Below are 22990 nucleotides of genomic sequence, written 5' to 3'. Positions count from 1 at the left end.
GTCCCATGAATCGAGGGGGGAGTCATGCCGCGATGTCCGTCCTGTGAGCGCGGCGTCTCGGCCGAGGCGTCGTTTTGCGAGGGATGCGGAGCCCAGCTCGCCCCGAATCCGCTGGAGGCTCGCGTCCGCGCGATCGCGGCGCAAGGGAGGATCATCGAGGCGATCAAGGTTTATCGCGAGGCGACGGGCGCGGGGTTGAAGGAATCCAAGGACGCCGTCGAGGCCATGATCCGCGGGGAAGGAGTCCCGACGCCGGGCAAGGGCTCGCGGGCGATCGAGCCGGAACTCCTCTCGCTTCTTGGACGAAACGAGAAGATCCAGGCCGTCAAGCTCTACAGGGAGCGGACCGGCGTGGGTTTGAAGGAGGCCAAGGACGCCGTCGAGGACCTGGGCCGGCGGCATGGGATCGCCGCGAAGGGCTCGGGGTGTGCGGGATTGCTCCTCGCGGCGATCGTCCTGTGCGGGGCCCTGGCGGTCGTGCTCCAGGGCCTCGCCTGATCGCGGCGTCCCTCACGTCTCGTTGTTGCGCAGCGCCGCCTGGTCGCTCAGGTAGGTGGCCCAGTGGGGGGTGAGGGCGGACCGACTGTCCTTGCCCTCGACCTTGGCCCGGCCGATCCCGCCGGGGGCGGGGAAGACGAAGCGGTTCATCACGCCCATCGTCTCGGCGAAGAGACCCGGCGCGAGCCCGTGGGCCGTGGCCATCAGCTTGGCGGGGAGCGAGAGGATGGCCTCGGCGTCGCCGTGGCGGGCGGCGTCGACGATCTTCCGCGCGGCGGCCTCGGCGCTGATGGAGAGGCCGGGGAGGGAGTCGCCGATGGCGAACCAGGCGAACTCCTTGTGGTTCTGGCCCTTGAACGTCGCCTTGTGGATGCTCCCGGTGCGCATCAGGCCGGGGGCCACCGTGGTGACGTACACGCCGTCCTTGATCAGCTCGGCGCGGAGGCCCTCGGACAGGCCGACGAGGGCGAACTTGCTGGAGCTGTAGGGGAGCAGGTGGGGAGCCGAGACCTTGCCGCCGATCGACGAAATGTTGACGATCCGGCCCTCGCCCCGCGCTCGCATCGACGGGAGGACGGCCAGGGTCGCGTAGAGAGGGCCCCAGAAGTGGGTGCGCATCGCCTCGTCGAAGTCGTCCAGGGTCGTCTCCTCGAACGGGCCGACCTGGATGACCCCGGCGTTGTTGACCAGGACGTCGAGGCGGCCGAATCGTTCCAGGACGTCGGCGACCGTGCGGTCGACCTGATCCTGGTCCGTCACGTCGCAGACGAACGTCGCGACGTCGGCGCCCCGCGAGGCGAGGTCGGCCCGGGCGCGGGCCAGCTCGTCGGCGTCGCGGGCGCAGAGGGCCACCCGCGCGCCCTCGCGGGCGAACTCCCGGGCGGTCACCAGGCCCAGGCCGCGCGAGCCGCCGGTGATCAGGACCGTCCGGCCCCGGAGCGGGATCCGCCGACGATTTCGGACGAAGGCCCGCGCGGCGACCGCCGCGCCGACGCCGGCCGCCGTGAGGGCGAGGGCTTTCTTCAGGCCGCTGTGCATGGCTTGGGCTCCTTTCCGTCCGGACTCGCGAGGCTCGAACCAGCCGACTCCAGATCCCCGGCTGCAACTCCGGCGCCGGGGCCCGGCGGCCAGGGGGCTGGACAGGGAGGCCCCCGGGCTCCTAAATTATTAGGGAGACGGCGGGCCGATTTCGAGGGCGCCGGGAGGGTCACGAATCCGACGACCCTCGCATAGAAAACGTAGGGAAGGGCGATCCGTCGCGATCGCGATCGCGATCGCGGCCGGGGATCGAGGCTCGGGCGAGACGCGAGGACGACGCCCCGGCGCGTCCCGGCGGAGAAGTCGAGCCGATCAATCCCTTGCCACGATCGGGGCGGCGCGGGACAATAAGCCCGACCTTCCGCCGACGTCCCGGGCGACGTCGCCGGACCTCATCGCTATTCCGTACGTCCTTTCGAGTTATGCCCATGCCGCGCACGGTTTTGATCGTCGACGATGAGCGCGACACCAACGACATCCTGGCCAGCTTCGTTCGGTCTCGCGGCTTCGAACCGATCCAGCTGTACGCCGGTGCGCAGGTCAAGGCCGCCGTCGCCGAGCATAAACCCGCGCTGATTCTGCTCGACGTGATGTTGCCCGATCTCGACGGCTTCGCCATCTGCGACGACCTGAAGCGAGACCGCGAGACGAACCTGATCCCGATCGTCATGGTCACGGCCTTGCAAGAGGACCACCACCGGGTGACCGGCGTCCGGGTCGGGGCCAATGGCTACCTGTCCAAGCCGTTCACGCCCGAAGCCCTCTTCCGGACGATGGACGAGGCGCTCGCCTGGAGCGACGAACACCGCAAGCGGGGCACCTCGGGCGAGATCAATTTCGACATCCGCAGCGAGCTGACCTATCTTCAGCAGGCCAACGACATGCTGGCCGACATGTTCGCCCATACCCCCCTCACCGACCGCCAGATCAAGGATCTGAAGCAGGCCGTCATGGAAATGGGGGGCAACGCGATCGAGTGGGGGCACCGTAAGAACGCCGACCTGGTGCTCCGGATCACCTACCGGATCGACTCCGAGGCGATCACCCTGATCATCCAGGACCAGGGGCCGGGCTTCAATCCGGGCGACGTCCCGCACGCCGCGTCCGACGAGGACCCGATCGGCCACATCGACCTCCGCAACGAGCTGGGGATTCGTGAAGGCGGCTTCGGGATCATGCTCGCCCGCGGCCTCGTCGACGACTTCCGCTACAACGCCCGGGGCAACGAGGTCACGCTCATCAAGCGCCTCGACGCCCCCGACGTCGACGCGACGACTCGCTGACCCGGCCGGCGAGTCGACCGCCGCTCGAGATTCGGTCGATTCCCTGGAAGAAGCGGCTTTCAGATTCTAGTGTTGAGGAAGAGGAGAGGGGGGGCCGTCGGCGCGGGTCGAGGCGCCCCCGGCCCTCGAATCTTCGCCGCCTGGGGGCCGAGGCTTCGCGCCTGAGACGCCCCCTCGGGGTACGGGCATGGAATCCCGAGGAGTCGCCGTGACCGTGCACCGGGGAGCGGGTCGAGACGACGTGGCGTCCACGCCGCGCCAGGCTTTCGGGATCGTTCCGGGCGAGCCGGCCGTCGTGCTGGTGGTCGATCGCGATCCGGCCCGACGCTCGCGAGCGGGAGTGGTGATCGCGAACCAACTCGGCCGCCGGGTCCGGTACGCATGCGGCCCCGAGGAGGCGACGGCCGTCGTGCGCGGCGAGGACGTCGCGGCGGTCCTGGCCGGCTTGCAAACCGATGATGGAGTCGGGCTGGAGCTGGTCCGGTCCCTGCGCCGCAGTCGTCCCGAGATCCCCGTCGTCGTGATCGCCGGCGACGAGGGGGATGAGAAAAGCGAGGCCGAGGTGGCCGAGGCGCTCCGTATGGGCGCGACCGACTACGTCGCCCGGGATCGCCTGGAGGCCGAGCTGGGGCCGACCCTGGATCGACTGCGGCGGCTCACTTCGCCCGTCCCGCCGCGGGGCTGCGAGGGGCTGGTCCGGCAGGAATCGCGGTTCGTCGTGGCCGACGACCCCGAGGCCCTCGCCGTCGCGATCGCCGCGGTTCGTGAGCAGTTCGAGGTCGTGGGGGGCTGGGACCCGGCCGACTCGCTGCGGATGGCAATCGCGCTGGAGGAGGCCCTCCGCGCGGTCGTCGGCCCCGACCGCCGCGCGGCTCTGACGGTCGTCCACGAACCCGACGCCTCGCGATTCACGCTCCGCAAGGACGGAGAGGGAGCCGCCCCTCCCCCCGCCGCCGGCCCCCTCGCGGCCGAGCCGTCGCGACGGTTCTCGACGCGGGCGCTGCGACTCATGCGGTCGTTCATGGACGAGGTCCGGTTCGACCGCGACGGCGACGGGGTCACGCTCGTCAAGCGTCTGGCCTCCCGACAGGGCCGCCCGGCGGGCGAGGCGACGGACCACGATTCCGCTAGGCGACTGATCGAAGCGTTCCCGGACGCCGCCTACATGGTGGACGCCACCGGGCGGATCCTCTACTGGAACGAGGCCGCCGTCCGATTCACGGGCTATTCGCGCGAGGAGATGATTCGTCCGTTCGCGACGGTCGAGCGGATCGCCTTCACGGACAGTTTGGGCGTGCCGCTGAGCCGGGAGAAACGCCCCGCGGCCTGTTGCCTTCGGGAAGGCCGCTCGGTCGAGCTCCATCTGTTCTTCCACCATCGCGACCACCGCCAGCTCTGGGTGGAGGTCCGCGGCTCGCTCGTGCGCGACAATTCGGGCGGCGTCGCCGGGTGCCTGGTCGTGCTCCGCGACGCGACCTCCTCGATCGTCGTGGAGCAGGCGCTTCGGCAGGCCCGCCGCGAGGCGGAGAGCGACCCGCTGACCGGCCTTGCGAACCGCCGGACCTTCGACCGCCTGCTCGATCTGCACCTCCGAATGCAGGCCCGCGAGGGCCGGCCCTTCTGCCTGATCATGGCTGACATCGACCACTTCAAGTCGATCAACGACGGTTGGGGCCACGCCGTCGGCGACCGCGCCCTGACCGCGTTCGCGAGGATGCTCCAGAACCAGAGCCGGGCCGAGGACGTGGTGGTCCGCTTCGGCGGCGAGGAATTCGTGATCCTCCTGCCCGACCATTCGCTGGACGTCGCCGCGCGGATCGCCGAGCGGCTCCGGGCCGCCACGCCCTCATCCGCCCCGCCCGAACTGGGAGACCGCCGGCTCACCGCCAGCTTCGGCGTCGCCCAGGCCCTCGCCGGCGAGTCCGCGTCCGAGCTCATCCGCCGCGCCGACGCCGCCCTCTATCGCGCCAAGGACCGCGGCCGAGACCGCGTCGAACTCGACCAGGTCGGGGGTGCCGGCGAGGAGCCGGGGGCCGCCGGACGAGGTTGAGCCCCGTCGAATCGCGGCTTCCCGCACTCGGCTAGGAGGCCTGGGAGGCGGCGGGGAGGAACGATCGCACCGCGACGCACGCGTCCGCGGTCGAGCGGGCGCGGAGGAGGAGCTCGCGGAGGCGGGGGCGGGCCTCGGGGGTGAGGGGGGCGAGGTGCAGGCGAACGGCCCGGAGGCGGTCGACGGCGACGCTCAGCGAGTCTGCCCCGAGGGCGGTCAGGACGAGCGAGCCGGCGGGGTCGGCGGCCATCTCGCCGCAGGCGGAGACGGGCCGGCCGGCGGCGTGGGCGGCGTCGATCACGGCCGCCAGGATGCGGATCAGGCCGGGGTGCAGGGCGTCGTCCGCTCGCGCGCCGACGGGGTGGTCGCGGTCCTGCCCCAGCGCCGAGGCGATGAGGTCGTTCGTCCCCAGCGAGAAGAAGTCGACCCGCTCGGCCCAGTCGACGATCAGGGGGGCGACGGCGGCCACCTCGATCATCGCGCCGACGGGGACCTCGCGGCCGAACGCCAGGCCCTCGCGGGCCAGTTCGCCGCGGGCCTCCCGGATCGTCTTCAGCGCGAAGTCGAGCAGGGCCGTGCGGTCGACCAGCGGCACCAGGAGCCGCACCGGGCCGTTCGCCGCGGCGCGGAGGATCGCCCGCACCTGCTCCTTGAACAGCCGCTGCAAGGCCGGCGCCTCCAGGACCAGCCGCCAGTCGAGCGCCTGCGAGGCCGTCGAGGCGGCGACCGAGCCGTGCGCGAGCTTGTCGGGCCGGAGGTCGAACGTCCGGATCGTGACCGAGCGGCCCTGGACCCCGTCGACGAGCTTGCGGTAGATCTCGACCTGCTCCTCCTCGGTCGGCAAGGTCCGACGCGCGAGGAAGATCATCTCCGAGCGGTACAGCCCCACCGCGGCCGCCCTCTCGTCCACCACCCGGCCGATCTCCCCCAGCAGGTTGACGTTGGCCTCGATGCGGGGCGTTTCGGCGACGGTCGCGACCTCGCCCGCGTCCTCGGCCGTGGCCGCGATCCGCAGGGGGGGGGGCGAGGGGACGTCCCGGTCCGGGGGAGGGTCGAGGGTCAGGGAGCCGTCGTCGCCGTCGATGGCGATGCGGCGGCCCGACCGGACCTGGTCGAGCAGGCCGGAGACCTGTCCGATCATGGGGACGCCCAGGCTCCGGGCCATGATCCCGGCGTGGCTTTGCGGGCCTCCGTGCTCGACGGCCACGCCGGCCAGGCGGTCGAGGTCGACCGTGAACAGGTCGAGCACCGAGGCCTCGCGCGCGATCAGGACGATCCGGTCGCCGGCGACGACCTCGGCGTCGCGCGGCCGGAGGTGCCAGAAGATGCGCCGGAAGACGTCCTTGATGTCGAAGATCCGCTCCTGGAAGAACGGGTTGGTCATCCGGGCGAACGTGGCGACGTACTTCTCGAGCGTCCGGGACACGGCGGCCTCGGCCGTGTCGCCGCCGTCGAGCCGGGCGTCGAGGTCGCGTTCCACGCTCCGATCCTGCAGGATCATGAGCTGCGCCTGGAGGATGGCCCCGTGGTCTTCGCCCACCAGCAGGGAGATCCGGCGGCTGAGCCGGGCGATCTCCTCGCGGGCGGCCTCGACGGCCGAGGCCAGCCGGACCTTCTCGGCGGCGGGGTCCTCGGCCGGGCGGTCGGGCAGGGGCCCCAGGGCCGACTGGTCGTCGATCACGTAGGCCAGGCCCGAGCCCCGGCCGGAAGAGAGCCCGCGGCCCTGGAGCTCCCGCGCCGGCGCGGCGTCGGGCTCGGCGGGCGGCTCGGGAGTTCGCGAGGCCCCGGCGGCGGTCACCTGCTCCAGCAGCCTCGCCCCCGTGACCAGGGGCGCGAGCTGCGAGGCGACCGTCACCAGCATCCGGCACTCGTTGGGCTGGAACGGTCGCCGTTCACGGGTCTGGACGACCAGCACCCCTTCGACCGCGCCGGCCTCGATGATCGGCACCCCGAGGAACGAGCGGAACTGGTCCTCACCCGCCTCGACGAAGTATTTGAACCGGGGGTGGACCGACGCGTCGGCCTCCATCACCGCCCCCATCCGCTCGGCGACCAGGCCCGTCAGCCCCTCGTCGAACCGCATCCGGACGTTCCCCACGCTCGACGGGTCCAGCCCCACCGTCGCCGCCAGCACCAGGTCGCCCCCCACCGGGTCGATCAGGTAGACCGAGCAGACGTCGGTCTGGAATCGGCCCTGGATGAGCCGGACGGTGTTCGTCAGGGTCTCTTGCGGGTCGTGGGAATGCGAAACCAGCCGGCTGATCTCTTCCAAGGTCAGCAGCAGCGAGTTCTCCTGATTCGCGGCGGTCGCGGCTTGCGGCATGGCGAAAGGTGTCCGGTTGGCCTTGTCGGGCGAGATGGGGACGCCGCCGTTCCGGGCAAGGTCGGCCAGGCGGCTGGACGGAGCATAAATCGTGCCATGAGCCCAAAGGTCCCTCTCGCGGGCTCCCCCGCCGCAATGACGCCCGACGTTCAGGCAAGCCGTGCACGACGATCGGGCAAGGCCGGGCGAGCGGCGAAGAGGGCCTTTTTCGCGAGGGACTCGTTTCCGAACCGATGAGGAGTATACTGAGCCTCGACATTTTCTGCTCCGTTTTTTCCGTCCCGCCGGATGTCGCCGCGCGGGCCGGCGGGGTCCTCCGACGACGGGTCGTGGTCGCGGCGGGGGCCCGCTCCCGCGCCGACCTGGATCGAGGATTCCGCATCATGAGCGCCCGCAAAGTCCGGCTTGGTCGCATCGTCCTGGGAGGCTCGGCGGTGGTCGCGGCTTCGCTGGCGACGGCCGGGGATCAGCCCCGCGTCGCCTCGATCCCGACCCCCAGCGGCTGGCGTCAGCACGACGTCCACCGGCCCAAGCCGACCGTCGCGGAACCGGCCGACTGGTCGCTCGCCGCCCCCGCCCCCCCGGACGCCGTGGTCCTCTTCGACGGCCGCAACCTCGACGCCTGGGAGTCGGCGTCGGGCGGCCCGGCCGAGTGGACCGTGGCCGACGGCGGCTTCGCGGTCGCGCCCGGCAAGGGGGCGATCCGCACGAAGGAGGAGTTCGGCGACGTCCAGATCCACCTGGAATGGGCCTCGCCCGACCCGGCCGTCGGCACCGGCCAGAACCGGGGCAACAGCGGCCTCTTCGTGATGGGGGCCTTCGAACTCCAGATCATCGACTCCTACAAGGCCGACACCTACGCCGACGGCATGGCTGGCGCCCTCTACGGCCAGTATCCGCCGCTCTACAACGCCACGAAGCCCCCCGGCGCGTGGCAGGCCTACGACATCGCCTTCCGCGCCCCCCGGTTCAGCCCCGACGGCGCCCTCCGCGAGCCCGCGCGGGTCTCGGCGTTCCTCAACGGTGTCCTCGTGCAGGACAACGAGTCGCTCGTCGGCGGGACCTCGTGGCTGGAGGCGGTCGCCTACGAACCGGGCGTCTCGACCGGCCCGATCGAGCTGCAAGACCACGGCCACCCGGTCAAGTTCCGCAACATCTGGCTCCGCAAGCTCCCCGAACGCCGCCCTCCCACCGACGCCGAACGCCAGGAGCCGAAGGTCGTCGCCCTCCCCGCCGCCGAGCTGGACGCCCTGGCCGGCTCCTATGCGGAGCAGGCCGAGGAGCGCGGCCTGACGATCGAGGTGACCCGCCAGGGCGACGACCTGCTGATGAGGCTCCCCTTCCGCGCCACCCCGCTGCGGATCGTCCCCATCGCCCCGCTCCAGTTCGTCCTCCCCTACACCCAGGGGGGCCTGACCTTCGAGAAGGACGAAAAGGGCCGCGCGAAGGCCGTGCAACTCACCATCGGCGACGGCTCGCCCCGGCCGCTGAAACGGGTCGAGAAATGAGCAAACGACGACGGCCCGCGTCGAGCCGAGTCGCGGGCCGTCGTCGCTGATCGGGACGCCGAGGGCATGCTGTCTCGCATGACCCTTCGTTCGACAAGACCCCCTGATGGACACGCCCATGAACCGCGCGATCCAAATGGTTGTGATCGGTCTGGTGGCCTTCCCCTCGCTCGCCGTGACCGCGCGGGCCCAGGAAAAGCCGGGGCCCCTCGAAGGGGCCTGGAGGCAGGTCGGGCAGAGGAACGGCGGAGCCCAGGAATATCAGGGGTCCCCCGACGGCGCGGAGATGATCGACTACATCGTCGGCGGACGGTTCGTCTGGACGGTCGCCCAGAACGGTAAGGTTCTCGCCCTCGCTGGCGGTCGCTACAAGGCGGAAGGGGGCAAATTCACCGAGACCATCGAGTATGCGAGCGGTGGAGCGGTCGTTGAATCGTTCGTGGGCAAGTCGTTCGAGTTCACCATCGAACTCGACGGAGATACCTTCACGAAGGTCGGGACGATCCGCCTGGACGGACGGGACTTCAAGATCGACGAGAAATGGGAGCGGTGCAAGCCCTGATGGGCGAGGCGGTCGTCCCGGACCAACCAGAGCAGGGCGTGGGGGTCGGGGAGGCCGAACTCCCCGGCGCGACTTCGGGATTTCGCGCCGGGGCGTCGTTCAAACGGGTTCGGCTCAGCCGCGGGCCTTGGGGCCGGGGCCGTAGACGGCGTCCTGGCCGAGCTCTTCCTCGATGCGGAGGAGCTGGTTGTACTTGGCGACGCGGTCGGAGCGGCTGGCGGAGCCGGTCTTGATCTGGCCGGCGTTGGTGGCGACGGCGATGTCGGCGATGGTGGCGTCCTCGGTCTCGCCGGAGCGGTGGCTGATGACCGACGTGTAGCCGGCGCGGTGGGCCATGTCGATGGAGGCCAGCGTCTCGCTCAGGGTGCCGATCTGGTTCACCTTGATGAGGATGCTGTTGGTCGCCCCTTCGGCGATGCCGCGGGCCAGCCGCTCGGTGTTGGTGACGAAGAAGTCGTCGCCGACGATCTGGACCTTGCCGCCGAGTTCCTTGGTGAACTCGGTGTAGCCGGCCCAGTCGTCCTGGTCGAGCGGGTCCTCGATCGAGATGATCGGGTACTTGGCGACCCACTCGGCGAACAGCTCGATCATCTGCTTGCTGGAGAAGAGCTTGTCCGGGGCGGACTTCCAGAACTTGTAGCCCTTCTTGTCCCCCTCGTCGAACAGCTCGGAGCTGGCGCAGTCGAGGGCGATCGCGATGTCCTTGTCGCGGCCGGGCTCATAGCCGGCCTTGGCGGTGGCGTCGAGGATGTACTTGATGGCCTCTTCGTTGTCGAGGTTGGGGGCGAAGCCCCCTTCGTCGCCGACGTTGGTGTTGTGGCCGGCCTTCTTGAGCACCGACTTGAGGGTGTGGAAGATCTCGGCGACGACCTGGATGCCCTCGGAGAAGCTCTTGGCTCCCACGGGCATGATCATGAATTCCTGGAAGTCGATCTTGTTGTCGGCGTGCTTGCCGCCGTTGATGATGTTGGCCATCGGCACGGGGAGGACGTGGGCGTTGGCCCCGCCGATGTAGCGATAGAGGGGCAGGCCGTGGGCGGCGGCGGCGGCCTTGGCGGCGGCCAGGCTGACGCCCAGGATCGCGTTGGCGCCGAGGTTCCCCTTGTTGGGGGTGCCGTCGGCCTCGATCATGGCGCGGTCGAGGCCGATCTGGTCGGACGGGTCGCGGCCGACGACCACCTTGGCGAGCGCGGCGTTGACGTTGGCGACGGCCTTCTGGACGCCCTTGCCCAGATACCGCTTCTTGTCGCCGTCGCGCAGCTCGACGGCCTCGTAGATGCCGGTGCTCGCCCCGGAGGGGACCGCCGCGCGGCCGAGGGTCCCGTCGGCCAAGACGACGTCGACCTCGACGGTCGGGTTGCCGCGGCTGTCCAGGATCTCGCGGCCCTTGACCTGGGCGATCGCTGCGATCGACTTACTCATAATGCTCCTCGGATTCCTGTATTGGGATGGGCTTCTCGGCCGGGTGGTTCGCCCGGAGATCGGCCGGCCTCGACTCGCGCAGGCTCCGGCTCCGATCTCGGTTCGGCCGCCGTGGTCGGCTCGGCCGGAGTCCGGGCGGGCCCCGGCGGGGCGTCTTTCGGGATCGCGACGGGCGGGGGCCCGGTCGGCGATCGCGCGGTCCGGGCGCCTTCGCGATCGCGGAGGGCCGGACGAGGGGCGCCGTTGGCTCCCTGTTTTATCCGACAACCACCCCCAGCGGTCAAGACGCTGGTCGGCCCGGGCGGGGCCGGCGTCCGCGTCGGGGGCTCGGCGTCCGTTCGGGAAGTCGCGATCTCTTGGGTGTTTGCGCCGGTTCTTCGGGGGAAGGCGAGTGCGGGCGGCCCCCGCCCCTCGGATGCTTAGAGGGGGTCAAGGGGTGGTCGTCTCCTGGAGAGGAGGCGGAGGCCGCCGCGCGGTGCAATTCCCCGGCGCTAGTTCTCGTGGAGCGGTCCGTCGGCGGCGCGCCGGTCTGTGGAAGACCGGCCGGGGGCCGCGACGGCGCGAGCGTCCGGAGCGGGGGCCGTCGGCAGGGGCCGAGGGACCGCGTTCCCGACGCTCGCGGAGCCGTCCGCGAGGGAGGGGGCCGCCGGGGCGGAGGAGCCCTCTGGCGGCCCTATGGATATCGGCCCGGCCCTCGCGACGGCTTGATCGCCGGCCCCGGATTCAAGCGTCTTCCGCCCCTTCGATCCGCAACAAGGGCACGACGTATTTAGACAGGAAGCGCGGCGAATCCGGCCCCAGATGGCCGCCAAAATAGCCCGTCGAGCTCATCTTCGGGGACCAGCGGACCTGGCGGAGCTTGCGATAGGCCTCGACCCGATGGGGAGCGTCGGTGGGCCCCGGCGGGCGGAAGCCGACGAGCCCGGCGCCCCGGCCCCGGACGCGGTCGGACGTGCCGAAGACGCCGGTGCCGAGCCCCAGGAAGAAGACGTCGAGCGGCGACCAGAAGACCACGGCCTCGCGCCGGACGCGTCCCAGGGCGCGGGTCAGGTCGTAGCCGGGGGAGAGGGCGGGGGCTAGCAGGACGACGCGCTCGACCAGCGGGGCGTCGAGCCGCTCCAAGGCTTGCACCATGACCGCGCATCCCCCCGACTTGCCGACCAGGAAGATGGGGACGTCCGGGCGCTGGTCGTGGAACAGCCGCACGGTCTCGGCAACGTCGCCGGCGCGGGCGGCGCAGTCGGCCGCGTTGGTCAGATCGGCGTACCAGCGGCCGACGCCGTGGCCCCAGCGGACGATCCAGGTGGTGTAGGCCAGCCCCGCACGCCGGACGCATCGCGAGAGAGCCTTTCCGCACAGGTCGAAGCCGCCGATGCCGTCGGCCACGAGCACCAGGCCCTCGCACGGGGTGGCGGGATCGGTGATCGCGGCGACGGCGGCGGCGGCCGAGGTGCGATCGGCGTCACGCTTGCGGAACCAGCTCATGAGGCCCCTTCGTCGCCGGGACTGGACGGCCGCCGCCGGGTCGTTCGCGGCTCCGCCATGACCGAAACCGTTGATTGGCGCATGGGATCGCTCCTGGCGGCGTGATCGCCGGCGGCGGGGCCCGCACGGCTCGGGCGCTCGTCGAGGATGCGGCCTCGCGGGCGCCAGGTCAAGCCGATTTGGGGGGGGCGTTCTCGGGGGGCTTCTCGGCCGCTTTCTCGGCGGCCTTGGCGGATTTCTCCTTGTCCCGTTCCCGATCCCGTTCGCGAGGGCGCGGGGGTTCGCCGGGTTCGCTCTCGGCGTCTTGCCACTTCATGGCGCGGGCGTGACGCATGGGGGCGATGCGGAGGATGACCTCGCCGTCCTGGAAGATGCGGACGGTGCCGTTGGACTGGCTGACGACCACGGCGATGGCCTTGGTCACGCTGGTGATGGCGGCGGCGGCCCAGTGGCGCGTCCCCAGCCCCTTGGAGAGCGTGAGGCCGGCGACCGGGGCGTCGACCAGGCGGCAGGCGGCCTCGACGGTGCCGTCGCGCGCGACGACGAAGGCGCCGTCCATCTGGGCGATCTCCTTGATCGCCTCGCGGACCCGCAGGTCGCGGACGTTTCGTTCCTTGCGCTTGTAGCCCTTGAAGGGGTCGAAGCCCAGGGGGCGCGTGCGGGTCAGCACGTTGCGGACGTCGCCGACGACGATGAGCGAGCCGACGGCCTTCCCCTCGCGGCCCTCGCGGCCGATCTCGACGGCGGTGTCGACCACGGCCTTGAGCGTGTCGAACGGGACGGAGGTCTCCAGCGCCCGGAGGTCGCGGGCGGAGAGCCGTTCCAGGTGTTCGCCCAGGCGGATGACGCTGATCGAGTCCAGCGCCTCGGCCTCGAACGCGGAGTAGACCACGACCACGCGGGCGCCCGCCTTGACGTGGTCGTTGGCGACGGCCTCGATCAAGGCCAGCGTGATCCGCTCGGCGATGGCCGCCTCGCTCGGCTCCAGCTCGATGGCGACCAGCCCCGCCTTGCGGACGGCCTCGAGCTGGCGAGCGGAGGAGCTGGCGATCAGGAATCCGGTGCCGTGGTTGGCCACCGGGCGGAGGAGGTCCCATTCCAGCGGGCCCTCGGGCATGACCAGGACCGCCGACGCCCCCAGGCGCTGCGCGGACCCCGACGCGATCGAGAGGATCGGCAGTGCGGCGGTCCCCTTGGACGTGTTGGGCGGCGTCACGAAATCCTGCCTCGGTCAGTCGGTCGGGATGTCGAAAGAACGGCGCCCGGAAGGACCTTCCGGGCGCGGCGGACCTTTGCGGATGCGGTTGGGAAGCGATTCGATCCGGGGCTCGTCCGCCCTGGCGGGGGAGAAGGGGGCCGTCAAGGTGGTCGAACCGAGGACTCCGACGGGTTTCGCGCCCGTCTTCCCCCTCATCCGTCCCTGCGGGCCACCTTCCCCCGCGAGGGGGAAGGGGTTGCGAGACCGGATGGCAAGGCAGCGACGGCTTACCGTCGCTTCCTGATCAGTCCTGCTTGGGCTCTTCGGCCTTGGGCGCTTCGGGCTTGGCTTCTTCGGCCTTGGGCTCCTCCTTGGGAGCTTCGACCTTGGCCTCTTCAGCCTTGGGCGCTTCGGGCTTGGCTTCCTCGGCCTTGGGCTCCTCCTTGGGGGCTTCGGGCTTGGGCTCTTCCTTGGGGGCCTCGACCTTGGGCTCTTCCTTGGGGGCTTCGGCGGGGGCGGCGGCGGCCTTTTCCTTGCGGACGGCTTCGATGGTCCGGTTCAGGATGGCGGCGCGCTGGTCGTACCAGGCCTTGAGGCCGGCGTTGGGGTTCACGATCCGGACGTCCTTGACGTAGTCGACGCCCTCGACCTTGCCGTAGCCGGTGAACCAGGCTCCCAGGACCTCGGGGCTGACGGCGTAGGGCTTCTTGCCGTCCTTGTTCTTGAGGAGCTTGCCGTCGTTGGCGTAGCCCTGGATGAGGATGTCGAGGATCGGCGGCGGGTCGATGGAGGAGTCGACCAGGCCGGCGTCCTGGGCCGCGACGATCGCCTCGGCGACGGCCTTGCGGGCGGCTTCAAGCTTGGCCTCGACCTCGGGGGGGATCGTCGGCGGGGCGGTGTCGGCCGGGGTTTCGGCCGCCTTGGGGGCCTCGGCCGCGGCCTTGGGCTCCTCCTTGGGGGCCTCGACCTTGGGCTCCTCGGCCTTCACCTCGACCTTGGGCTCCTCCTTGGGAGCCTCGACCTTGGCCTCCTGGGCGAGGCCGCGGCCCAGGCCGAGGACGCTCAACGACATCACGAGGCCCGCGGACCATGCAAGCAAGACGTTGCGGCGCAACACCATCGTTCTCCTTTGTTTCGACTCGTCGCCGGTCTCGGCGCGTCGGCGGGAGCCGGCCGCGTCCGGGGAATTCGTCGTTCCCGACGTCGACTTCGTTTCCATTCCCGCTACCAGTACGTCCCGGCGGAAACATCCCGCCAATGTAACGGGCGTGATTGTCGGCCGCTAGGGGACGTCGGGGTCGGAAGGGGTGGGAATCGCCTGAGCGATCTTCCAGATTCGTCGGCCTCCAGACCCCCTGAATTCGTTGTTTCCCCCAGCTTTTCCAGATTTCAACTTTCCGGGTTCGCGTTTCGCGAAGGTCGTTCGGGAAAGTCGAGTTATGCGGGCGGCCGGGATTGCCGAAATGAGAGGAGGAAGCCGTCTGATCGCGAGATCAAGACGAATCGGTCGTCGCCCGGAAGGTTTCAGGGAGGAATGCGATGGGACGCTCGCCGTCGGACACCAGGAGGAGCCTGATGCGTCGGGTTCGGCCCATCATGGAGGGCCTTGAAGCGCGTCAGGTGATGAGCGCCGACCCGATGGGCGCACTCGCCGGGGGGACGGGCGTGGACCCGATGACCCTGGCGCAGGTCGACGTCGCCGCGACCGCCGACCCGGGCGACGCCCCGTACGATCCCCGGATCGCCGAGACGGCGGCGCCGCTCATGGCCCGCGGCGGCGCGGCGATCCCGGCCCAGGGGTCGAGCGGGGGGTTCTCGAACAACTTCCAGAAATTCTCGTACACCACGCCGAGAGGGACGCGGGTGGTGCTCTCGATCCAGGGTCGCGGGAGCCTGGAAGGGACCTACGTCGACTCGGCCGGGGCGCTGAACCTGCGGTACGACCTGAGCAACGCCTACACCAAGATCGTCGCCAACGTCCACGGCGGGACGGGCCGGGCGGACCTGGCCTCGGTGTACAGTCGGGACCAGGCGGAGAGCGGCGCGTTGAACAGCGTCAGCGGCATCGGCTCGCCCCTGATCGGCATGATCAACCTGAGGCAGTTCGACCTGGTGCCCAACGGCACGGTGAACGTCACGGCGGGCATCGGGGTGATGGGGCTGCGGTCGGCCGGGCCGAACTCGCAGATCCAGCTTCGCGCCCTGCCCGAGAGCGTGACGCTGCCGGCCTCCGAGCGCAGCGACACCCGGGGCAACACGCCGACCTACAACAACAGCCTGGCCAACATCATCGACGTCGGGTCGAGCAGCTCGACCGATTCGACCAACATCCAGAACAACGTCATCAGCGACATCTTCTTCGTGCAGTCGCTGGCCGGCTCCGACGGCGAGTTCGTCTCGGCGGGCGACATCGCCCTCCAGACCAACGAGAGCCCGGACCCCGGCCCGCCGCCGCCCCCCCCGGGCGTGGTCCTGACGATCGACCGGGTCCAGGGCCGCCTGCCGGTGGTTCCGGACGTCCAGACCGACGCCCGGATCTTCGGCTACGACCCGGTCACGGGCCGGGTGCTCCGCTTCCAGATCGACCTGAACCAGGGGACCGGCGTCGTCGACGCGGCCTTCGCGCCGATCGCCGTGGCGGGCGCGCCGGCGGACGTGGGCGTGGCCCTGGGACGGGTCGGCCAGCGTCAGGTGCTGCTGGTGAACGCGGCGTCGAACGTCTCGGTGTACGACGCGACGTTCGGGACCGGCCTGGGCTCGTTCTCCGTCCCGGCCGGCTTCAGCGAGATGGGCTCGACCGACTCGGTCACGGTGATCGGCAGCGTCGCCGAGAATCAGCTCCGGCAGGTGGACGTGGCCGCCAGCCTCGCCGCCGGGACGGCCGTCGCCCCGCCGGCGAACCCCGCCCCCTACACGCCGCCGGCGGGCCTCTCGCTCCTGGGCGGGCTCACCGGCCTGCCCGGCTCGTTCCAGGTCTACTCGACGGTCGCGGCCCCCTTCAACACGCTCCAGCCCCTGGAGAACCAGCTCGGCTACCTGAACGTCGCGGCCGCGACGACCACGGCCGACCCCGAGGGGGGCCTGAATCTGGTGAACCGGTTCAGCACCGTGCAGCAGCAGGCGTTCACGCCGGGAGGGACCTTCGTCCCCATCCCCGCCGGCAACCCGAACGACGTGGCCACGGCGGTCGGCAGCATCGACCGCAACCTCGCCGTGAACACCGGGACGACCAACGGCGCCCCGGCCCCGAACACGATCCAGCTCTTCAGCCAGCAGACGCAGAGCCGTCGCGGGACGGTGGTGCTGGCCTACGGCAACCAGCTCTCCGACCTCAGCGAGAGCTTCCGCCCCGACATCGCCGGCTCGGTCCTGATCGACGTCCAGGGGACCATCCAGTCGATCCGGGGGACGACCGCCGACGGCATGGTCGTCAACAACGCGGGCCTGCTGAACCTCGTCTCGTTCCAGCAGGTGACGAACTCGGCGATCGTGGGCGAGCCGGTCGCCCACGTCCGCATCAACCGCCGCGACAACGTCGTGATCTCCTCGACGGCCCGCTCGGCGGGGAGCCGCGGCGGCGTGACGTTCGTCCCCAAGCTCCAGCAGATCGGCCCCCTTTCGCAGCCCCACGACCGCCCGCAGGCGTGAACCTCGACGCGACGGGCGAAGCGCGAGCGACGGCCTCGGTCGGGTCCCCACGGACCGTCGACCGAGGCCGTCCGCCGTCCCGGGCGGGATCGAAAATCAATACGCGTACGGCGACATGGTGCCGTCGACGTTGGTGATGTAGTTCACGCCGCCGTAGTTGATGATGTAGCCGGGGGCGACGCCGACGTACGCGCTCGGGATCAGGTAGCGCTGGACGACCACCGGCGGCGCGTAGCGCGGCGGCCCGTAGCGCGGCGGCGGATACCAGCGGCCGCGACCGTAACGGCTCCGGGGACCCATGGGATAGCCGCCCGGCTGCCCGGGGACCACGCGGCCTCCCGGCCGACCCGGATCATACCCGGGGATGAGGCGGCCCCCCGGGCGGCCCGGATCGATCATCACGCGCCCTCCCGGCCGGCCGAAGTCGAGCACCCTCCCCGATTGGGCGCGGGCCACTCCCCCGACGGCCATGATGCCGACGAGCCCCGCGACCGTCGCGGCGAAGAAATGCCTGGAAGTCTTCATATGCGTCGATCTCCTTGGGTCGTTCCTCGGGGACGGGCGATTCCCCGCCCGAAGGTCATTGAGCCAGGTGCAACGCCCATGCCGGCCGCATCCGTCTTTGAGAAAATTCAGGGTCGCGGCGAGCCGCCCCCGACGGGGCGCCCCCTCGCCAGGGCCCGGCGGGGGAGCTATGCTGAAGAGGACATTGTGGCTTGTGGAAAGCGGCCTCCAGGAACGCACGACATGGCTCGATCGGCCCTGATTCTGGCGATGGTGCTCGGGTTCGTCCGCCCGGTCGCGGGCGAGGACGCCGTCCCTCCCGCAATCGACCGCCGGATCGATTTCGAGGCCGAGGTCCGCCCCCTGCTCACCGCGCGCTGCACGGCCTGCCACGGCTCCGAGACGCAGAAGTCGGGGCTCCGGCTGGACCGCCGGAAGTCGGCGATGCGCGGCGGCCACGAGGGGGCGGCGATCACCCCCGGCGACGGCGCCGAGAGCCTGCTCGTCCAGCTCGTCGCCGGGCTCGACGAGTCCCGCGTCATGCCCCCCAAGGGGGGGCGGCTGACGACCGAGGAGGTGGCGATCCTCCGCACCTGGATCGACCAGGGGGCCGACTGGCCCGGCGACGACGACCCCCGCTCGTGGTGGTCGCTCCGGCCCCTGGAGCGGCCCGCCGTCCCCGCCCGGGCCGAATTCGCCGACGCCCCCCCGGCGCGGAACTCGATCGACGCTTTCGTCCGGTCCAGGCTCCAGGAGAAGGGGCTGAAACCCTCGCCCGAGGCCGATCGCCGCACGCTCGCCCGCCGCCTCTGGTTCGACCTGACCGGCCTGCCGCCGACCCCCGAGGAGGTCGCCGCGTTCGCCGCCGACCCCGATCCGCTGGCCTACGAGAAGCTCGTCGACCGGCTCCTCGCCAGCCCGCGATACGGCGAGCGCTGGGCGCGGCACTGGCTGGACGTGGCCCACTACGGGGATTCGCACGGCTACGACAAGGACAAGCCCCGGCCCAACGCCTGGCCCTATCGCGACTACGTCGTCCGCGCCCTGAACGCGGACATGCCGTACGACCGCTTCGTCGCCGAGCAGGTGGCCGGCGACGTGCTCTTCCCGGACTCCCCCGAGGCCGTCGCCGCACTGGGGTTCCTCGCCGCCGGCCCCTGGGACTTCGTCGGCCATGCGGAGGTCCCCGAGACCAAGTCCGACGGCAAGGTCGCCCGCCACATGGATCGCGACGACATGGTGAGCGTGACGATCAACACGTTCCTGGGATTGACCGTCAGTTGCGCCCAGTGTCACGACCACAAGTTCGACCCGATCGCCCAGAAGGACTACTACAGCCTCCAGGCCGTCTTCGCCGCCGTCGACCGCGCCGACCGCCCCTTCCACGACGATCCGGCCGTCGCCCGCAAGGCGCTCGTACTGGCCGCCGGGCGTGCGAAGGCCGATCGCGAGCGTCGGCGTCTGCACGACCTCGTCGCCGCGCAGGGAGGCCCCGCGCTGGCCGAGCTGGACCGCCGCCTCGCCTCGGCCGCCGAGCCCGGCGCCGAGCGTCCCGAGTACGGCTACCACAGCGCCCTGGCCGCTCGCGACGACGAGGCCCGATGGGTCCAGGTCGATCTCGGCCGTTCCGTCGAGGTCGCGCGGGTGGCCCTCTGGCCCTGCCGCGACTCGTTCAACGGGATCGGCGACGGGTTCGGCTTCCCCGCCCGCTACAAGATCGAGACGTCCGACGACCCGACGTTCGCCCGGGGCGTGGCGATCCTCGCCGACCGCACCGGGGCCGACGAGCCCAGGCCGGGCGTCGCGCCGCTGGTCTTCCCCGCGAAGGCCGTCGGCCGCTATGTCCGCGTCACCGCGACCCGACTCGCCGAAAGGCAGAACGACTACCATCTGGCCCTCGGCGAGCTGGAGGTCTTCGATCCGTCGGGCGCGAACGTCGCCGCCGGGTCGAAGGTCTCGGCGCTCGATTCGATCGAGGCCCCGCCGCGATGGCGCGCCGACAACCTCGTCGACGGGATCGCGCCGGGACGCGAGTCGGCGGACCTCGAAGGCCTCAAGGCCGAGCGCGAAGCCCTACTGGCGAGGGCCGTCGAGCCGGCCGTCCGCGACGACCTGGCGAAAGTCGACGAGACGATCCACCGCCTCGACGCCGAGAAGGCCGCCCTGCCGGCCCCGAAGATGGTCTACGCCGCCACGATCCACGACGGCGGAGACGGCCCCTTCCGGGGGACCGGGCCCGACGGCGGCCGTCCCAGGCCGATCTACATCCTCGTTCGCGGCAGCGTCGACAAGCCGAGCGACGAGGTCGGCCCCGGGGCCCTGAACGTCTTTCGCGAACTCCCCGGCGACCTGCACGTCTCGCCCGACCGCCCGGAGGGGGAGCGTCGCGCCGCGCTGGCGAAGTGGCTGGTCGACGACCGCAATCCGCTGACCTGGCGGGTGATCGTCAACCGGGTCTGGCAGTACCATTTCGGCCGGGGGATCGCGGCGACGACCAGCGACTTCGGCAAGATGGGGCAGGCCCCGACCCACCCCGAACTGCTCGACTGGCTGGCCGTCGAGTTCCGCGACGGCGGCCGGTCGCTCAAGACCCTGCACCGGCTGATCCTCACCAGCGCCGCGTATCGCCAGGCGTCGACCGGCGACCCCGCGGCCGAGGCCGTCGACTCCGAGGACGCCTTCCTCTGGCGGTCCCCCCGTCGCAAGCTGGAGGCCGAGGCCGTGCGCGACTCCGCGCTGGCCGTCTCGGGCCTGCTCGACCCGGCGATGTACGGCCCGGCGTTCCGGGAGTTCGTGATGGAGCGGCCCGAGCACTCGCCGCATTATGAATACGACCTGATGCGTCCCGACGACCCGTCGATCCGACGCCGGTCGATCTATCGGTTCCTGGCCCGCTCCAGGCCGCAGCCGTTCATGACGGTCCTCGACTGCGCCGACCCGTCGATGCAGGTCGACAAACGGGGCGAGTCGGTCTCGCCTCTCCAGGCCCTGGCCCTCTACAACAACGGCCTGATGCTGACCTGCGCCAAGGCCCTCGCCGCCCGCGTCGAGCCGGCCGGCGACCGCCGCGCCCAGGTGTCGAAGGCGTTCACGCTGGCCCTCGCCCGCGAGCCCTCGGCCGACGAGCTGTCCGGCCTCGACGCCCTGGCGGCCGAGCATGGCATCGCGAGCGCGTGTCGGGTGATCCTGAATATGAATGAATTTGTGTTCGTGGATTAATCGGCCGATCAGCCGGACGGTCGTCGGGACGGCGGGGGGGCAAACGTGCTGGGGCGGATCATCTCAGGCCTCCTCGGCCGATTGCGACGACGGGCGGAGGACCCGGAGGCCTACCGGATCCCGCTCGACGACGCCAATCACATCCTCGCGACGTTCGGGATCACGCGGTCGACGTCCACTTACGAACGGTGGGTCAAAGAGGGGGAGGGCGATGGGAAGGTGGACGGCTTCGACTTGAAGGATTTCGACTCGGTGCTCTTCGATAGCCCCTACATCATCACGGTCGATTGGCGTTCTCCGTTGGAAGCGGGGCTTGGCTACGCAGCCGACGCGCTCGGCCTTCTGGGCGTCCCCCTTCGGGTTGAACTGGAAGAAGACGCGGATGGCGGGGATACGGGGCGACTCTCCTGCGGCGATGGGCCCCCGGTTGTCGTAAGCTATGGGCCGAGAGACGATGACTTCGATCATGTGGTTCGGGGCGTCCAACAAGTCGTCCCCTCGGGGATCGAGTTCCGATCGAGCCGATGGAATCACGGCTCGGACACTTGGTGTTACGCCGTCCTCCCGGGCGATGAATGGGCCGACCTGGAGAGACGCTCGCCGAAGGTGATCGAATACTTCTTCAGTCCTCCGTCGACGGGCCCCAACGCATGAATCGGGGCGGCGTGCGGAAGGGCGACCTGGATTCTGGTCGCTCGCGGCCCGCGTCGCGGCGGTTATCGTGAACGGCCACGTGGAGCGGAAGACGACCCCGTCGGAGGGCTTGAATGCACCGTCGTGAATTCTTATGGCAGAGCGGGGGGGGCCTCGGCGGGCTCGCGCTGGCGGGGCTGCTGGGTGCCGACGGCCTGCTCGCGGCCGACGCGGTCGGCGGCGGGCTGAAGCTGCGGCCGGACGGCGGGCTGCATCATGCGCCGAAGGCGAAGCGGGTCGTGCAGCTATTCATGGCCGGCGGGGCGAGCCACGTCGACCTGTTCGATTTCAAGCCCGACCTGATCAAGCTCCACGGCCGGCCGTCGAGCTTCGGCGAGAAGGTGGAGACGTTCCAGGACGGGCTCGGCCCCTGGCTGCGTCCCATCTGGGATTTCAAGCCCTACGGACGGTCGGGCAAGATGCTCTCCGAGGTCGTCGCGCCCCTGGGGGCGGTGGTCGACGACATCGCGTTCATCCACAACATGGTCGGCAAGACGGGCGTGCACAGCCAGGGGACGCTCCTGCAGACCACCGGCTTCAACCGGCCGGGGTTCCCGTCGATGGGGAGCTGGGTCTCCTACGGCCTGGGACGGCTGAGCGACGACCTGCCGTCGTTCGTCGTCCTCCCCGACCCCCGCGGCCTGGCGTCGAACGGCTCCAAGAACTGGGACGCGGCGTTCCTCCCCTCGCGGTGCCAGGGGACCGTCGTGAACCCCGGCGCGAAGACGCCGATCGCCGACCTGTTCCCCGACGAGCGCGTCGCCTTCGCCGGCCGCGCGGGGGACGACGCGGGCGTCGCCATTTTGAATCGGCTCAACCGCGCCCACGCCGACGCCCGGCCCGGCGACGACCGCCTCGAAGGCCGCATCCAGAGCTACGAACTGGCCGCCCGCATGCAGCTCGCCGCGCCCGAGGCGCTCGACATCTCGAATGAGCCGCCGGAGGTCCTGAAGCTCTACGGGCTCGATCACATCCCGTCGTCGTTCCCGGCCGAGATCAACGCCGAGGAGGAGACGATCGTCTTCGGCCGTCGCTGCCTGGCGGCGCGTCGGCTGCTGGAGCGGGGCGTCCGCTTCGTCCAGATCTGGAGCGGCAACGACAACGGCTTCCCGCGCCGGAACTGGGACTCGCACGAGAACGTCGAGCAGGACCACGGCCCGCTCGCCCTGGGGATGGCGCGGGGGGCGTCGGCCCTGATCCAGGACCTCAAGCGGACGGGCCTGCTGGAGGATACGATCGTCCTCTGGACGACCGAGTTCGGCCGGATGCCGTCGAGCCAGGGGGGCAAGGGGCGCGACCACAACCCCCACTGCTTCACGAGCTGGATGGTGGGGGGCGGCGTCAAGCCTGGGGTGAGCTACGGCCCCAGCGACGAGACCGGCTTCAAGCCGATCGACCGCGAGCACCCGACCGAGGTCTACGACCTGCACGCGACGATCCTCCACCTGCTGGGCGTCGACCACACCCGTCTGACCGTCCGCAACAACGGCGTCGACCGCCGCCTGACCGACGTCCACGGGCATGTGATCACCGACCTCCTGGCCTGACGAATCGAAGCC

The 22990-nt window shown here is 70.7% G+C and carries 16 protein-coding genes; 9 read left to right on the top strand and 7 right to left on the bottom strand.

Annotated elements, in window-relative coordinates:
- Positions 1–24: 24 nt before the first annotated feature.
- Complete coding sequence (locus VT85_RS28770) at positions 25–498, top strand: ribosomal protein L7/L12 (RefSeq protein ID WP_068420352.1); 474 nt, start codon at positions 25–27, stop codon at positions 496–498.
- 12 nt (positions 499–510) lie between these two features.
- Here VT85_RS28770 and VT85_RS23165 read toward each other — a convergent pair whose 3' ends face one another.
- On the bottom strand, positions 511–1536 hold the full coding sequence (locus VT85_RS23165) for an SDR family NAD(P)-dependent oxidoreductase (RefSeq protein WP_068420351.1): 1026 nt from the start codon (positions 1534–1536) through the stop codon (positions 511–513).
- A 428-nt stretch (positions 1537–1964) separates the two neighbouring features.
- Between VT85_RS23165 and VT85_RS23160 the strand changes: the two genes are divergently transcribed.
- Together VT85_RS23160 and VT85_RS23155 are read left to right on the top strand one after the other, a co-directional pair.
- Positions 1965–2819 carry a response regulator gene (locus VT85_RS23160; RefSeq protein WP_068420350.1) on the top strand — a complete coding sequence of 285 codons (855 nt, stop codon included), beginning with the start codon at positions 1965–1967 and terminating at the stop codon, positions 2817–2819.
- Positions 2820–3027: 208 nt separating this feature from the next.
- Complete coding sequence (locus VT85_RS23155; protein ID WP_197490960.1) at positions 3028–4869, top strand: diguanylate cyclase; 1842 nt, start codon at positions 3028–3030, stop codon at positions 4867–4869.
- 31 nt (positions 4870–4900) lie between these two features.
- Here the strand turns inward: VT85_RS23155 and VT85_RS23150 are convergent, their stop codons facing one another.
- Entirely contained in the window at positions 4901–7192 is a 2292-nt protein-coding gene (locus VT85_RS23150; protein WP_068420348.1) for a putative PEP-binding protein, read from the bottom strand.
- A gap of 383 nt (positions 7193–7575) precedes the next feature.
- Between VT85_RS23150 and VT85_RS23145 the strand changes: the two genes are divergently transcribed.
- Together VT85_RS23145 and VT85_RS23140 are read left to right on the top strand one after the other, a co-directional pair.
- Entirely contained in the window at positions 7576–8700 is a 1125-nt protein-coding gene (locus VT85_RS23145; RefSeq protein WP_082859041.1) for a family 16 glycoside hydrolase, read from the top strand.
- Positions 8701–8818: 118 nt separating this feature from the next.
- Positions 8819–9262 (top strand): hypothetical protein, encoded by a 444-nt coding sequence (locus VT85_RS23140; RefSeq protein ID WP_068420347.1) that lies wholly within the window; start codon positions 8819–8821, stop codon positions 9260–9262.
- A 114-nt stretch (positions 9263–9376) separates the two neighbouring features.
- Here the strand turns inward: VT85_RS23140 and eno are convergent, their stop codons facing one another.
- The 4 genes from eno to VT85_RS23115 form a co-directional block, all read right to left on the bottom strand.
- Entirely contained in the window at positions 9377–10672 is a 1296-nt protein-coding gene (gene eno / locus VT85_RS23135) for a phosphopyruvate hydratase (protein WP_068422530.1), read from the bottom strand.
- A 735-nt stretch (positions 10673–11407) separates the two neighbouring features.
- Entirely contained in the window at positions 11408–12169 is a 762-nt protein-coding gene (locus VT85_RS23130; protein WP_068420346.1) for a serine aminopeptidase domain-containing protein, read from the bottom strand.
- 169 nt (positions 12170–12338) lie between these two features.
- Positions 12339–13385, bottom strand: a complete 1047-nt coding sequence (locus VT85_RS23125; protein WP_082858827.1) for a DNA integrity scanning protein DisA nucleotide-binding domain protein — start codon at positions 13383–13385, stop codon at positions 12339–12341.
- A gap of 286 nt (positions 13386–13671) precedes the next feature.
- Entirely contained in the window at positions 13672–14487 is an 816-nt protein-coding gene (locus tag VT85_RS23115) for a hypothetical protein (RefSeq protein WP_197490958.1), read from the bottom strand.
- A 419-nt stretch (positions 14488–14906) separates the two neighbouring features.
- Between VT85_RS23115 and VT85_RS23110 the strand changes: the two genes are divergently transcribed.
- Positions 14907–17015 carry a hypothetical protein gene (locus VT85_RS23110; protein ID WP_197490957.1) on the top strand — a complete coding sequence of 703 codons (2109 nt, stop codon included), beginning with the start codon at positions 14907–14909 and terminating at the stop codon, positions 17013–17015.
- A gap of 96 nt (positions 17016–17111) precedes the next feature.
- On the opposite strand, the gene VT85_RS23105 is transcribed toward VT85_RS23110, so the two are convergent.
- Positions 17112–17540, bottom strand: a complete 429-nt coding sequence (locus VT85_RS23105; protein WP_068420342.1) for a hypothetical protein — start codon at positions 17538–17540, stop codon at positions 17112–17114.
- 222 nt (positions 17541–17762) lie between these two features.
- Here VT85_RS23105 and VT85_RS23100 point away from each other — a divergent pair, with 222 nt between their 5' ends.
- From VT85_RS23100 to VT85_RS23090, 3 genes are all read left to right on the top strand, one after another.
- Positions 17763–20738 carry a DUF1549 domain-containing protein gene (locus VT85_RS23100; RefSeq protein WP_197490956.1) on the top strand — a complete coding sequence of 992 codons (2976 nt, stop codon included), beginning with the start codon at positions 17763–17765 and terminating at the stop codon, positions 20736–20738.
- A 45-nt stretch (positions 20739–20783) separates the two neighbouring features.
- Positions 20784–21392, top strand: a complete 609-nt coding sequence (locus VT85_RS23095) for a hypothetical protein (RefSeq protein ID WP_068420341.1) — start codon at positions 20784–20786, stop codon at positions 21390–21392.
- A gap of 113 nt (positions 21393–21505) precedes the next feature.
- Positions 21506–22978: a DUF1501 domain-containing protein gene (locus VT85_RS23090; RefSeq protein ID WP_068420340.1), complete on the top strand. Its 1473-nt coding sequence runs from the start codon at positions 21506–21508 to the stop codon at positions 22976–22978.
- Positions 22979–22990 lie beyond the last annotated feature (12 nt).

The organism is Planctomyces sp. SH-PL62 (genome assembly GCF_001610895.1).
In the GTDB taxonomy this organism is placed as follows: domain Bacteria; phylum Planctomycetota; class Planctomycetia; order Isosphaerales; family Isosphaeraceae; genus Paludisphaera.
The sequence above is the reverse complement of the archived record's forward strand: the minus strand, read 5'-3'. Positions and strand labels throughout refer to the sequence as shown.